Origin of the sequence: Kitasatospora papulosa, assembly GCF_000717245.1 — a bacterium.
In the GTDB taxonomy this organism is placed as follows: Bacteria; Actinomycetota; Actinomycetes; order Streptomycetales; family Streptomycetaceae; genus Streptomyces; species Streptomyces papulosus.
The window spans coordinates 120,811-133,975 of the sequence record NZ_JNYQ01000001.1 but is presented as its reverse complement, the minus strand read 5'-3'; the positions used below and the strand labels follow the sequence as shown (position 1 = coordinate 133,975).

The 13,165-nt window shown below is 69.2% G+C and carries 14 protein-coding genes; 4 read left to right on the top strand and 10 right to left on the bottom strand.

The window, feature by feature from the left end; all coding sequences use genetic code 11:
• Positions 1-73 precede the first annotated feature (73 nt).
• Entirely contained in the window at positions 74-1,339 is a 1,266-nt protein-coding gene (locus tag IA22_RS0100530) for a PTS transporter subunit EIIC (RefSeq protein ID WP_014156018.1), read from the top strand.
• A 76-nt stretch (positions 1,340-1,415) separates the two neighbouring features.
• On the opposite strand, the gene IA22_RS0100525 is transcribed toward IA22_RS0100530, so the two are convergent.
• Positions 1,416-2,168 carry an MBL fold metallo-hydrolase gene (locus tag IA22_RS0100525; RefSeq protein WP_015577354.1) on the bottom strand — a complete coding sequence of 251 codons (753 nt, stop codon included), beginning with the start codon at positions 2,166-2,168 and terminating at the stop codon, positions 1,416-1,418.
• A 174-nt stretch (positions 2,169-2,342) separates the two neighbouring features.
• Between IA22_RS0100525 and IA22_RS34945 the strand changes: the two genes are divergently transcribed.
• Positions 2,343-2,813, top strand: coding sequence for a type II toxin-antitoxin system PemK/MazF family toxin (locus IA22_RS34945; protein WP_015577355.1), 471 nt, complete (start codon positions 2,343-2,345; stop codon positions 2,811-2,813).
• An 88-nt stretch (positions 2,814-2,901) separates the two neighbouring features.
• Here IA22_RS34945 and IA22_RS0100515 read toward each other — a convergent pair whose 3' ends face one another.
• The 7 genes from IA22_RS0100515 to clpS all read right to left on the bottom strand — a co-directional run bounded on the left by IA22_RS0100515 (position 2,902) and on the right by clpS (position 7,713).
• Positions 2,902-3,852, bottom strand: coding sequence for a PLP-dependent cysteine synthase family protein (locus tag IA22_RS0100515; RefSeq protein ID WP_015577356.1), 951 nt, complete (start codon positions 3,850-3,852; stop codon positions 2,902-2,904).
• Positions 3,852-4,130, bottom strand: coding sequence for a MoaD family protein (locus tag IA22_RS0100510; RefSeq protein WP_014156014.1), 279 nt, complete (start codon positions 4,128-4,130; stop codon positions 3,852-3,854). The genes IA22_RS0100515 and IA22_RS0100510 overlap by 1 nt, the downstream gene beginning before the upstream one ends.
• Before the next feature lie 113 nt (positions 4,131-4,243).
• On the bottom strand, positions 4,244-4,357 hold the full coding sequence (locus IA22_RS38090) for a putative leader peptide (RefSeq protein WP_015577357.1): 114 nt from the start codon (positions 4,355-4,357) through the stop codon (positions 4,244-4,246).
• A gap of 119 nt (positions 4,358-4,476) precedes the next feature.
• Positions 4,477-4,911, bottom strand: a complete 435-nt coding sequence (locus IA22_RS0100500) for a M67 family metallopeptidase (RefSeq protein WP_014156012.1) — start codon at positions 4,909-4,911, stop codon at positions 4,477-4,479.
• Positions 4,912-5,022: 111 nt separating this feature from the next.
• Positions 5,023-6,453, bottom strand: a complete 1,431-nt coding sequence (locus tag IA22_RS0100495) for an amino acid permease (protein ID WP_030122395.1) — start codon at positions 6,451-6,453, stop codon at positions 5,023-5,025.
• 311 nt (positions 6,454-6,764) lie between these two features.
• Positions 6,765-7,352: a DUF2017 domain-containing protein gene (locus IA22_RS0100490; RefSeq protein ID WP_014156010.1), complete on the bottom strand. Its 588-nt coding sequence runs from the start codon at positions 7,350-7,352 to the stop codon at positions 6,765-6,767.
• Positions 7,353-7,395: 43 nt separating this feature from the next.
• Positions 7,396-7,713 carry an ATP-dependent Clp protease adapter ClpS gene (gene clpS / locus IA22_RS0100485; RefSeq protein WP_014156009.1) on the bottom strand — a complete coding sequence of 106 codons (318 nt, stop codon included), beginning with the start codon at positions 7,711-7,713 and terminating at the stop codon, positions 7,396-7,398.
• Positions 7,714-7,792: 79 nt separating this feature from the next.
• Here clpS and IA22_RS0100480 point away from each other — a divergent pair, with 79 nt between their 5' ends.
• The gene (locus IA22_RS0100480) at positions 7,793-9,121 is read left to right on the top strand and encodes a nicotinate phosphoribosyltransferase (protein ID WP_014156008.1); all 1,329 of its coding nucleotides are present in this window, start codon (positions 7,793-7,795) and stop codon (positions 9,119-9,121) included.
• A 232-nt stretch (positions 9,122-9,353) separates the two neighbouring features.
• The gene (locus tag IA22_RS0100475; protein ID WP_015577359.1) at positions 9,354-9,938 is read left to right on the top strand and encodes an isochorismatase family protein; all 585 of its coding nucleotides are present in this window, start codon (positions 9,354-9,356) and stop codon (positions 9,936-9,938) included.
• Positions 9,939-9,987: 49 nt separating this feature from the next.
• On the opposite strand, the gene IA22_RS0100470 is transcribed toward IA22_RS0100475, so the two are convergent.
• A complete protein-coding gene (locus IA22_RS0100470; protein ID WP_030122394.1) occupies positions 9,988-10,332 on the bottom strand; it encodes a hypothetical protein in 345 nt (114 codons plus the stop codon).
• A 124-nt stretch (positions 10,333-10,456) separates the two neighbouring features.
• Positions 10,457-12,856: an immune inhibitor A domain-containing protein gene (locus tag IA22_RS0100465; protein WP_030122393.1), complete on the bottom strand. Its 2,400-nt coding sequence runs from the start codon at positions 12,854-12,856 to the stop codon at positions 10,457-10,459.
• Positions 12,857-13,165 lie beyond the last annotated feature (309 nt).

Genomic DNA, 13,165 nt, shown 5'->3' with positions numbered 1-13,165 from the left:
CCGCCGCGTTCCTCGAGTCGTCGCCTCCCCGGAACCCCGTCCCCGGCGGCGCCTTGCCTACCGGAGGAAGTTCATGAGTACGGACACCGTTCCGGCCGCCCCCGCGAAGAAGCGTGGCGCCGGCGTGATGGCTGTCATGCAGCGCATCGGCCGCAGCCTGATGCTGCCCGTCGCGGTCCTGCCCGCGGCGGCGCTGCTGGTCCGGCTCGGCAATGCCGACATGCTCGGCCGCGAGTCGTTCCCCACCGTGATCACGAAGCTGGCCGGCTACATGGCCGCGGGTGGCGGCGCCATCCTCGACAACATGGCCCTGCTGTTCGCCGTCGGTATCGCCATCGGCTTCGCCAAGAAGTCGGACGGCTCGACGGCCCTCGCCGCGGTGACCGGCTACCTGGTCTTCCAGAAGGTGCTCGCCACCTTCACCGACAGCAACCTCCCGCAGGTCGCGAGCGTCGCCGACGGCAAGGTCGTCATGAGCGACGCGCCCGTCAACGCGGGTGTGCTCGGCGGTGTCGTGATGGGCATAGTCGTGGCCCTGCTGTACCAGAAGTTCTACCGGACGAAGCTGCCCGACTGGGCGGGCTTCTTCAGCGGCCGTCGCCTGGTCCCGATCCTCTCCGCCTTCGCGGGCCTGGTCATCGGTATCGTCTTCGGTCTCATCTGGCCGGTGCTCGGCACGGGTCTGCACAACTTCGGTGAGTGGCTGGTCGGTTCCGGCGCGGTCGGCGCGGGCATCTTCGGTGTCGCCAACCGTGCGCTGATCCCCGTCGGCATGCACCACCTGCTGAACTCCTTCCCGTGGTTCCAGGCCGGCGAGTACAACGGCGCCCACGGCGACATCGCCCGCTTCCTCGCAGGCGACCCGAACGCCGGACAGTTCATGACCGGCTTCTTCCCGATCATGATGTTCGCCCTCCCGGCGGCCTGCCTGGCGATCGTCCACTGCGCCCGCCCGGAGCGCCGCAAGGTCGTCGGCGGCATGATGTTCTCGCTCGCGCTGACCTCGTTCGTCACCGGTGTGACCGAGCCGATCGAGTTCACGTTCATGTTCATCGCCCCGGTGCTGTACGCGATCCACGCGGTACTGACCGGTGTCTCCATGGCACTGACCTGGGCGCTCGGCATGAAGGACGGGTTCGGCTTCTCCGCCGGCCTGGTCGACTTCCTGCTGAACCTGGGCATCGCGTCGAAGCCCTGGCTGCTGGTGCTCGTCGGCCTCTGCTTCGCGGCGGTCTACTACGTGGTCTTCCGTTTCGCCATCACGAAGTTCAACCTTCCGACGCCGGGCCGTGAGTCCGACGAGGAGCTCGCCGAGCTCCAGAAGGCCGAGGCCAAGTAGTCCGGCCGCCTCCACAGCACGGCGAAGCCCCGTTCCCTGCGCAGGGAACGGGGCTTCGCCGTGCTGTGGCCGGTTCCTAGATCTCGTACACCGCGCCGGGGACGGCCAGGTCGACCGGGCCGTCGTAGACCTCGCGGGCGTCGGCGAGGTTGCGGTCGGCGTCGGTCCACGGCGGGATGTGGGTGAGGACGAGGCGTCCCGCCCCGGCGCGGGCGGCGTACTCGCCTGCCTCGCGGCCGTTGAGGTGGAGGTCCGGGATGTCCTCCTTGCCGTGGACGAACGACGCTTCGCAGAGGAACAGGTCGGAGCCCTCGGCGAGTTCGGCCAGCGCCTCGCAGGTGCCGGTGTCGCCCGAGTAGGTGAGGGTGCGTCCGCCGTGCTCGACCCTGATGCCGAAGGTGTCGACGGGGTGGCGCAGCTTCTCCGTGCGGACCGAGAAGGGGCCGATCTCGAACGATCCGGACTTCAGCGTGTGGAAGTCGAAGACCTCGCTCATCGCATGGTCGGACGGGGTGTCGGCGTGGGCCGTGGTGAGCCGCTGCTCGGTGCCCTCCGGGCCGTACACGGGGACGGCGGCGGGGCGTCCGCCGTCGAAGCGGTAGTACCGGACGACGAAGTACGCGCACATGTCGATGCAGTGGTCGGCATGGAGGTGACTGAGGAAGATGGCGTCGAGGTCGTAGAGACCTACGTGGCGCTGCAGCTCGCCGAGGGCGCCGTTGCCCATGTCGAGGAGCAGCCGGAAGCCGTCGGCCTCTACGAGGTAGCTCGAGCATGCCGAACCCGGTGAGGGGAACGAGCCGGAGCTGCCGACGACGGTGAGCTTCATGGAGCGTGAACCTCCGAGGCGTGGGAACGGGGAGGGTTCGTGCGGTCCGTCGAGCGTAAGGCGCGAAACCGCTGGTCGCTCCTCCACGGCCTGCCGTTGTGGGGGAACTCACCTGTGGTGTCACCGGTTCGATGGAAGGCCGGGTGCCGTGCGGCGCGCCGGTACGGTCGGTGCATGAATTCGTGGTGGTGGGCGGCACTGGCCGTCGTTGTCCTGCTGGCGCTCGTGGCGACGGTCTCCGATGCGCGGGGGCGTGGTGGGCGTGGTCCGCGGCGTCCGGGTGGGCGGACGCGTCCGCCGGGGCGTGCTCCGGAGCGGAAGAGGGGGCGGCCGCACGGGGAGCCGCGGCCCGGGGAGATCTGGTGGGCGGACGTGCCGTTCGAGGACGGGCCGGGCTCGAAGGACCGGCCGTGTCTGGTCCTGTCGGTGCGGGGCGGTACGGCGGTCGTCGTCAAGATCACCAGCAAGCACCATGAGGAGCGTCCGGGGGTGATCGCGCTGCCCGCGGGTTCGGTGGGGGACGCGCGGGGCCGGCGGAGTTATCTGGAGACGGACGAGCTGCGGGATGTCGCGCTGTCGGGGTTCCGGCGGAAGGCGGGCGAGCTGGACCGGGAGGTGTGGGGCCGGGTACGGGATCTGGGGTGAGCGTGCGGGAGGCGCGGGACGGGGTGTGTTCCCGTCCCGCGCCTCCTGTGCGCGTGGCCGCCGTTCCCGGGTCGGGCCGGTGGGTGTGTCAGGCCCAGAGCTGGCCCTGCAGGGTTTCGATGGCGGCTTCTGTCGTCGGGGCGGTGTACACGCCGGTGGACAGGTACTTCCAGCCGCCGTCCGCGACGACGAAGACGATGTCGGCGGTCTCCCCGGCCTTGACGGCCTTGCGGCCGACGCCGATGGCGGCGTGGAGTGCGGCGCCGGTGGAGACGCCCGCGAAGATCCCTTCCTGCTGGAGGAGCTCGCGGGTGCGGGTGACGGCGTCGGCGGAGCCGACGGAGAAGCGGGTGGTGAGGACGGAGGCGTCGTAGAGCTCGGGGACGAAGCCTTCGTCGAGGTTGCGCAGGCCGTAGACGAGGTCGTCGTAGCGGGGTTCGGCGGCGACGACGCTGACGTCGGGCTTGTTCTCCCGGAGGTAGCGGCCGACGCCCATGAGGGTGCCGGTGGTGCCGAGGCCGGCCACGAAGTGCGTGATGGAGGGGAGGTCGGTGAGGATCTCCGGTCCGGTGGTGGCGTAGTGCGCACCGGCGTTGTCGGGGTTGCCGTACTGGTAGAGCATGACCCAGTCGGGGTGCTCGGCCGAGAGCTCCTTGGCGACGCGGACGGCCGTGTTGGAGCCGCCCGCCGCCGGGGAGGAGATGATCTCGGCGCCCCACATGGTGAGGAGGTCGCGCCGTTCCTGCGAGGTGTTCTCCGGCATGACGCAGACGATGCGGTAGCCCTTGAGGGTGGCCGCCATGGCGAGCGAGATGCCGGTGTTGCCGCTGGTGGGTTCGAGGATGGTGCAGCCGGGTGTCAGCCGGCCGTCCTTCTCCGCCTGCTCGACCATGTGGAGCGCGGGGCGGTCCTTGATCGAGCCGGTGGGGTTGCGGTCCTCGAGCTTGGCCCAGATGCGGACGTCCTCGGACGGGGACAGCCGCGGGAGGCGGACCAGTGGGGTGTTGCCCACGGCCGCCAGCGGGGAGTCGTACCGCATCAGCGCATGCCGCCGGCGACGGCCGGGAGGATGGTGACGTTGTCGCCGTCGGAGAGCTTCGTGGAGATGCCGTCGAGGAAGCGGACGTCCTCGTCGTTGAGGTAGACGTTCACGAAGCGGCGGAGCTGCTCGCCGTCGACGATGCGCTCACGGATGCCGTTGTGGCGGGTCTCCAGGTCGGCGAGGAGGTCGGCGAGGGTGTCCCCGTTGCCTTCGACGGCCTTGGCGCCGTCGGTGTAGGTGCGGAGGATGGTCGGGATGCGGACCTCGATGGCCATGGCGTGGGCTCCTGTCGAAAGCGGGGAGGGTGGCGTGGGGCGCGCGTCTGTGTGCCCCCGCGCGGGGGTGGTGCGTACGTGGTGCGCTCGGACCGCGGCTCAGGCCGGGCGGTTCACGGGCAGGCGGCAGCCGGACACATCGCGCTGGAAAGCCTGCACAGGTCGACGTGCAGCCGCGCGACGAGCAGCATGCCCGGCGTCTTGTCGCTCACGTCATGGGGAACCATGGGCTCATCGTATCGATTCCCGACCGGGTTTCCGGAGTGTGATTCCACATCGTGGATGGTGAGCGTTCGCCATGTGGGCAGACGGTGGGGCGGCGGGGTTTCCGGAGCCGCCCCGCGCGTCAGACCGCGGCGGGATAGGCCTCGACGATCTCGACCTCCTCCTCGGTGATCTCGCCGTCCTGGATGCGGTAGGAGCGGAACTGGAAGGGGCCTTCGTCGTCGGTGTCCGCGGTGGAGACCAGGACGTAGTGGGCGCCGGGTTCGTTGGCGTACGTGAGGTCGGTGCGGGAGGGGTAGGCCTCGGTCGCCGTGTGGGAGTGGTAGATGATCACCGGCTCCTCGTCGCGGTCGTCCATCTCGCGGTAGAGCTTCAGCAGGTCCCCGGAGTCGAATTCGTAGAACGTGCGCGAGCGCGCGGCGTTCAGCATGGGGATGAAGCGTTCCGGCCGGTCCGTTCCGGCCGGGCCGGCGACCACTCCGCACGCCTCGTCGGGGTGGTCCGCGCGGGAGTGCGCGACGATCTGGTCGTAGAGCGCCTGGGTAAGGGTCAGCATGGCGCCCAGGATAAGCAGAGGGCCCCCGCGTACCGAGGAGTGGTACGCGGGGGCCCGGATGCCGGACAGGGCCGTTGGGGCGGCTGTGTCCTGGGGCTGCCGTCGCGCGGGTCAGCGCTTGGCGAAGGCCTTGTTGTCGGGGTTGCGCGCCTTGAGGACCAGGTAGGAGACGCCGAGGATGACGCCCCACAGCGGTGCGCAGTACAGCGAGATCCTGGCGTCCTTGTCGATGGCCATCATGACGATGACGAGGCCGATGAACGCGAGGGCGAACCAGCTGCTGAAGGGCGCTCCGGGTGCCTTGAAGCTGGACTGGGGCAGTTCGCCGCGGTCGGCCTTGGCGCGGAAGCGGATCTGGCAGACGAGGATCATGATCCAGGCCCACATGCCGGAGATGGTCGCGAAGGAGACGACGTAGTTGAACGCGTCGCCGGGCCACTGGTAGTTGATCCAGACGCCGACGAGCATCAGCGCGGCGGAGAAGGTGGTGCCGACGAGCGGGAGGCCGTTCTTCGTCAGCTTGGTGAAGGCCTTCGGACCCTGGCCGTTGATCGCGAGGTCACGCAGCATGCGGCCGGTGGAGTACATGCCGGAGTTGCAGGAGGAGAGCGCGGCGGTGAGCACGACGAAGTTCACGATGGCGGCACCGATGCCGAGGCCCATCTCCTCGAACGCGGCGACGAACGGCGAGACACCCGGCTTGAAGGTGCTCCAGGGGACCACCGAGAGGATCATGATCAGCGCGCCGACGTAGAAGACGGCGATGCGCCACGGCACGGTGTTGATGGCCTTGGGCAGGACGGTCTTGGGGTCCTTGGACTCCCCGGCGGTGACTCCGACGAGCTCGACGGCGAGGAACGCGAACATCACGATCTGGAGGGTCATCAGCGTGCCGCCGATGCCCTGGGGGAAGAAGCCGCCGTCGTTCCAGAGGTTGGCGACGGTCGCGGTGTCACCGGCGTCGGAGAAGCCGACGGTGAGCACGCCGGCACAGATGAGGATCATGCCGAGGATCGCGGTGACCTTGACCATGGAGAACCAGAACTCGAGCTCACCGAAGAGCTTCACCGAGATCAGGTTGGCGCCGTAGAGAATGACGGTGAAGACCAGTGCGGACAGCCATTGCGGGATATCCCACCAGTACGTCATATAGGTGGCTGCCGCGGTGACTTCGGTGATTCCGGTGACGACCCAGAAGAGCCAGTACGTCCATCCGGTCACGAATCCGAAGAAGGGGCCGAGGAATTCGCGTGCGTACTCCGAGAAGGAGCCCGACACCGGGCGGTACATGAGGAGTTCGCCCAGGGCGCGCATGATGAAGAAGATGACCAGGCCCGCGATGGCGTAGGCGAGGATGAGGCTGGGTCCGGCCCTGTCGATGGCCTTGCCCGCGCCGAGGAAGAGTCCTGTGCCGATGGCTCCGCCGATGGCGATCATCTGGATCTGGCGGGCTCCCAGGCCACGCTGGTAGCCCTCGCCCGCCGGGGCGTCGACGGCCTTCGGGCCGTCCGCCTGTCCGTTGTCGACCTGCGCCGATGTCATGGTGGTGCGCCTTTCTCCACGCCGATCCGCGCCGTCCTCGGCGTCGGATCAGGTCCTGATCCCCCCGGATATGGATGGAGTGCCGCCGGCGTTCGGCCGGCTTGTAGCGCCCCCGGGGACAGGGGTGGCGTCCCCGGGCGGTCGTGAAGATTTATCACGGCCGCCCGGGCGACCCGACGGACATTATGTGGCGCACGCCACAGGAAAAAGCGGACAAGCGTTTCCAGGCGCTGCAAAGAACGCCGTTCAGGTGACGGGATCGTTATTCGGATTTGAGCATCCGTTGAGCGAACCCGGGGACCCGGCGAACTTCAGTCGGGCATCAGCGTTTCGATGAGGGTTTCCTGGAGCGCGCCCAGCCAGAGATAGGCCATGACCATGGGCTTGCGGGGGTCGCTGTCCGGGAGCCGGTAGAGCGATCCGTCCTGGCCCTCGTCCTCGTCGGACACCTCGAGACGGGTGCCGATGGTGAGCCGGAGGTCGTTGAGGGAGCCCAGCCAGTGGCGGCACTCGTCGGCGGCGAGGGAGAGCACCGCGCCGTCGTCGGGTACGGGTGCGAGCGCGTCGAGCGAGCGGACGACGGCGAGGGCGTCCTCACGCTTGCGGGTGCGCAGGTCGTTCTCGGTGAAGCGGCGGAACTCGGCGGACGCCTCGCGCAGCTCCTTGTCCTCGTCCCCGTACGCCTCGGGGAAGAGCCGGGCCAGCGCCGGGTCGGAGGGCGGTTCGCTCGGCCCTTCCGCGAAGAGCGCGGCGAGCGGGTCCTCCCCCTCGGCGGGTTCGGCACCGGGGCCGATCAGTTCGAGCAGCTGGACGGCGAGGGAGCGCAGGATGGCGACCTCGACCTCGTCGAGTGCGACGGACGCGCCGCCGCCTGGGGTGGCCTCGAAGTGGCCGGCCATGAATTCTCCGATGGTGGGTCGGACGGAGGGCAGCGGTGGTGGGTCAATTGCGGTCCTGGGTCAGCGTGGCCCAGAGTCCGTATCCGTGCATGGCCTGGACGTCGCGTTCCATCTCCTCGCGGCTGCCGCTGGAGACGACCGCGCGGCCCTTCTGGTGGACGTCGAGCATCAACTTGTGCGCCTTGTCCTTGGAGTAGCCGAAGTAGGCCTGGAAGACATAGGTCACGTAGCTCATGAGGTTGACCGGGTCGTTGTGCACCAGCGTCACCCACGGGACATCGGGCTCTGGGACGACGAAGGTCTCCTCGGCCGATTCGGGACGTTCGATCTCTACGGGGGAAGCAACGCTCACCCACCCCATGCTGCCACCAGAGAGGGGCCCGCGCACAAACGGCGCCCCCATCTCGTCACTTTGACGAATAGGGAGTAGCATCCCCGGCATGAACTCAGCGGACCTTGGGCGACGGGTCGGTGTGCCGTCGACCGCACTCTTCACCGACCAGTACGAGCTCACGATGGTGCAGGCCGCACTGAAGGCGGGCACGGCGGACCGGCGCTCCGTCTTCGAGGCCTTCACCCGCAGGCTGCCCGAGGGGCGGCGCTACGGCGTCGTCGCGGGCACCGGGCGCGTGCTCGACGCGGTGGAGAACTTCCACTTCGACGACGAGATGCTCGCCTTCCTGCGCGACCAGGACATCGTGGACGCCTCCACCGTCGACTGGCTGGCGGACTACCGCTTCAGCGGCGACATCTGGGGCTACCCGGAGGGCGAGGTCTACTTCCCGGGCTCCCCGCTCCTGCGGGTGGAGGGCTCCTTCGCCGAGTGCGTGCTGCTGGAGACCGTGATCCTGTCGATCCTGAACCACGACTCGGCGATCGCGGCCGCCGCGTCCCGGATGTCGGCCGCCGCGGGCGGACGCCGGCTCATCGAGATGGGCGCCCGGCGCACGCACGAGCTGTCGGCGGTGGCGTCGGCCCGTGCCGCGTACATCGGCGGCTTCCACACCACCTCGGACCTCGCCGCGGGCTTCCGCTACAACATCCCGACGGTCGGGACGAGCGCGCACGCCTTCACCCTGCTGCACGACAGCGAGCGGGACGCGTTCCAGGCCCAGGTGGACTCGCTGGGCCGGGGCACCTCGCTGCTGGTCGACACCTACGACGTGACCGAGGCGGTCCGTACGGCGGTGGAGATCGCGGGCCCGGAGCTCGGGGCCGTACGGATCGACTCGGGCGACCTGCTGCTCGTCGCGCACCGGGTGCGTCAGCAGCTGGACGAGCTGGGTGCCACGGAGACGAAGATCGTGGTGACCTCCGACCTGGACGAGTACGCGATCGCCTCGCTGGCCGCCGCCCCGGTCGACGCGTACGGCGTGGGCACGCAGCTGGTGACCGGCAGCGGGCACCCGACGTGCTCCATGGTCTACAAGCTGGTGGCGCGTGCGCGGTCCGCGGATCCGGCCGATCCGCTGCTGCCGGTGGTGAAGAAGTCGCTGGGTGCGAAGTCGTCGAAGGGCGGCCGCAAGTGGGCGGCGCGCCGGCTGGACGAGTACGGGGTCGCGGAGGCGGAGGTGATCGGCACCGGTGACGTCCCGGCGGAGCTGGCCGACCGGCAGCTCCTGGTGGAGCTGGTCAAGGGCGGCGAGGTCGTCGCCCGGGAGCCGCTGGAGGCCGCTCGGGAGCGCCACAGCGCGGCACGCGCCGGGCTGCCGATGTCGGCGATGCAGCTGTCGCGCGGGGAGCCGGTGCTGCCGACGGAGTACGTCTGAGGTCCTCGGGGTACACGAAGGACCTGCCCACCCCGTCCCCGGGCGCCGGTCCGGTTCCGGGGAGCCCGCCCGACGGTGCTCCCCGGGACCGGCGCCGCACCGCCGGGCGGGCCAAGGGGAGAGCCGATGCGTGCACCCCCTCCCGCAGGGTGCGCCGAGTCTCTAGGCTCGGTGGCATCCCCACCGCCACGGTCCGCAGAACACGCCGAACCCCCACCGAAGGACAACCGTCATGCATCGCGCCTTGATCGTCGTCGACGTTCAGAACGACTTCTGCGAGGGTGGCAGCCTCGCGGTGGCGGGCGGCGCCGATGTCGCCGCCGCCATCACCGACCTGATCGGCGACGCCCAGCCCGGCTACAGCCACGTCGTGGCCACCCGGGACCACCACATCGATCCCGGTGACCACTTCTCCTCGGCCCCCGACTTCGAGCGCTCCTGGCCGCCGCACTGCGTCGCCGGCACGGAGGGTGTGGGCTTCCACCCCAATTTCGCCCCCGCGGTCGCCTCCGGGGCGATCGACACCGTCTTCGACAAGGGTGCGTACACCGCGGCGTACAGCGGGTTCGAGGGCGTCGACGAGAACGGCACCGGGCTCGCCCAGTGGCTGCGGGACCGTTCCGTCACCGCGGTCGACGTGGTCGGCATCGCCACGGACCACTGTGTGCGGGCCACCGCCCTGGACGCCGCCCGCGAGGGTTTCGCCACGCATGTGCTGCTGGACCTGACGGCCGGTGTCGCCGAGGGGACCACGGCGCGGGCCCTGGAGGAGCTGCGCACCGCGGGTGTGGAGCTGTCGGGCAAGCCGGTCGTCTGAGTCCCCCGCGGGCGCGGTCCAGGTGCGCTTCGCGCCGGGCGTGCCGCGCTCAGGCCGCCGGGCGGGCGGGTCCGGCGTATCCGGCGGACCCCAGCAGTGCCCGTATGGGGTGCCAGAGCTCCTGGCCGGTCTGGGGAGCGGTGCGCCAGAGCAGACCGTCCGGGTGGTGCAGGACCGCCGTGACCTCGTCCGGGGTCGGCGGCTGGGCGTTGCCCCTGAGGTAGACGGCGCGCATGCCGAGGTTGCGCAGCCTGGTCAGGGCGCGCGCCCGGTTCGCGGCGTGCACCAGCACCCGGACCTGTGCTCCGGGCCCCGCTCCGGCCGCCGGGCCGTTCAGGGTGAGTGCCACCACCACGGTGCCGTTGGGCAACCTGCAGAAACCTCCGCCTGCCATGCTTCGCGCTCCCCCCCGTAAGACTTCGTGTCAATAAGGATCCGGTAGGACGCACCTAAACACGATCGGCCGCCGCCCGCTAGAGGGCGACGGCCGATCATGCTGTGACCTGGCTCTTTATCGACTACTTGCCCGAGGGGCCGACCTTCACGGTCATCGTCGAGCCGCTGAGCGGCTCGTTCACGATGGAGATCCGGGTGTTGGTGTCAGAAACCTTGACGCTTCCGGTCGGGTTCTCCTCGTACCAGTAGGTGCCCTTGCGGTCGTCGAAGACCGGGACGCCCAGCGACGGCTTGATCTTCAGCGCGACATCCGCGTTGTGCAGCGTGAAGCCCTTGTTCGGGTACCAGCTGAACGGCGCGTCGAAAGGCTGGATCTTGTTGCGCAGGAGCGAGCCGTTCGTCCACTTCAGCGGCTTGGCGTGGGAGTCCACCGGAAGGATCAGGCCCTGTCCGGGGTGCGCGGACGTGTTGTTGTCCTTCTGGGAGGTGTCCCAGAGCCACACCATCAGGCCGTTCTGGTACGAGTAGTGCTCGACCCAGTCCGGACGGGTGGTGGAGAAGCCGAAGTTGTACGGGCCGACCTCGAGGGTCTTGTCGTACGAGACGTACTGGCGGTTCTCGGCGATGTAGTACTGCGGGTAGTCGTTGGTGAACGACTCACCGATCCGCGAGAAGCCCTTGGCGGTCCATCCGTTGTCGTCGCCCTCGGCGTCGTCGGCGAAGAGGACGGCGCCGTCGGCGGTGACGGTGATGGCGTCGGCGGTGAAGCCCTTGCCGCCCGCGCCGCCGTCCGTCTGGTAGCGGAAGCGCAGGTCGATCTTCTTGCCCGCGTAGGCGTTCAGCGGGTACGAGAGCTTCTTGACCGCGCCGGAGACGTCGGTCAGGGCCGGCTTGTCGCTGGCGTCACGCGGGATGGCCTTGCCGTCCGCCGTGCCGTCGAGCGGGGTCCAGCTGGTGCCGCCGTTGTCCGAGACCTCGGTGTAGAGGTAGTCGTAGTCGGCCTCGATGTCGTACCAGCCGGACAGGTCCAGCGACGCGGAGGTCCTGCCGGTCAGGTCGACCGAGCGCGTCAGGGTGTTCGACAGGTCGTCGCCCATGTCGCTCCACCACTGCTTCGAGCCCTGCGCGGGCTTCGTCACCGTGGTGGTGACTTCCTTCTCGGGCAGCTCGACGACGAGCGCCTGCTTGTCCTTGGTGTTGTACTCCGACACACCCAGCTTGTGCGTCGACCTCGTCGCGGCCTTGGCCGTGTCGTAGTCGAGCCAGCCGAGCTGCAGCTTGTCCCAGGCGGTCATGTCGCCGGGGAGGTTGCCGATCTCGCCCTTGCCGGTGCCGAGCCAGGAGCCCGCCGACATCAGCGACCAGAAGCCGACCGAGTTCTCGCCGCCGCCGGACGTGTCGTACAGGTCCGGGAGGCCGAGGTCGTGGGCGTACTCGTGGGCGAACACGCCCAGGCCGCCGTTCTCGGGCTGCGCGGTGTAGTCGCCGACCCAGATGCCCGTGTCGCCGACCTGGGCGCCGCCGGCCTTGTTGTTCGCGGGGCCCGTCGCACCGGCGTTGGTGCCGTAGGCGTACCAGCGGTGCGCCCAGATGGCGTCGGTGCCCTCGGCGCCGCCGCCCGCGGACTCGTCCTCGCCGGCGTGGACCAGCTGGAAGTGGTCGATGTAGCCGTCGGGCTCGTTGAAGTCGCCGTCGCCGTCGAAGTCGTAGCGGTCCCACTGGTCGTACTGCGCCAGGTCGGCCTTGATCTGGGCCTGCGTGCGGCCCTTGGCCTTCTGGTCGGCGACCCAGGCGTTGACGCCGTCGCGGACCGCGTCCCAGACGTTGGCGCAGTTGGTCGAACCGCAGTAGTTCGAGCCGTAACGGGCCTCGTTGTAAGGGACCTTGACCCAGTCGGAGACCTCGCCGTCGACGGAGTAGCGCCCGGAGGACGTCTTCTCGTAGTACGTCTTGAGCGAGTCCTTGCCCTTGCCCTCACCGAAGTAGAGGTCCTGGAAGTGGGCCTGGTCGTAGTCGGCCTGCCAGGCGGTGCTGTTGTCCTTCGCCGGGTCCGGCTCGGCTATCCGGTTGTGCAGCGGGCCGGGCGTGCCGCCGTACTTCTTGACCGGGGGCTTCGGGCCGTCGCCGTCGGGGTCGAACATCGTGGTGTCGTCGACCTGGTCGCCGAACTCCACGAGGATCGTGAAGATCTTGTCGGTCTTCTCCCGGCCGAGCTCGACGTACTTGCTCTTGCCGAGCTTGACGACCTTGGAACCGCCCTTGGCGGTCACCTTCTTGTCCCCGGACAGGACCTGCTCCAGCGCGGCCTGACGCTGGGCGTCCTGCTCCTTGCTGAAGGGGCCTTCCAGGTCGTGCTCGTGCGCCTTGGCCGGTGCGGGGTCGCGCCGGTCCACGGTGGTGGCGCCGGATGCCGGCGCCCTGTCGTCCGCCTGCGCCGTGGCGAAGGCGGAGGCCGTCGCGGCGGTGGCGGCCAGGCATACGGCTACGGCGGTTGCGCGCAGCGCCCGTCTCTGAGTGGTCACTTGATGCAGTCCTCCCCGGCGTTCGCGTCCGCGGCCAGGGGTGATCACGGGGCCGCGCGCGTTCAACGCGTCACAAGTGACGACATTTGATCGGAGTTATGAGAGAAAAGACAGACCTTGACTTGCACACACCAAGTGCACTATGCGGGAGTCGTCTTCCGGTATCCGGACGTGGCTCACGGGCCCTTCGATCCGTCAACCGGCGCGTCCGGAGCCCTTGTCGGCAGGAGCGTGACTCAGTGCGCCCCCCGTGCACCGGTACCGAGGGTTAGGTCACGCTTACTGCCGGTTCCTCACGGGCATCCACCG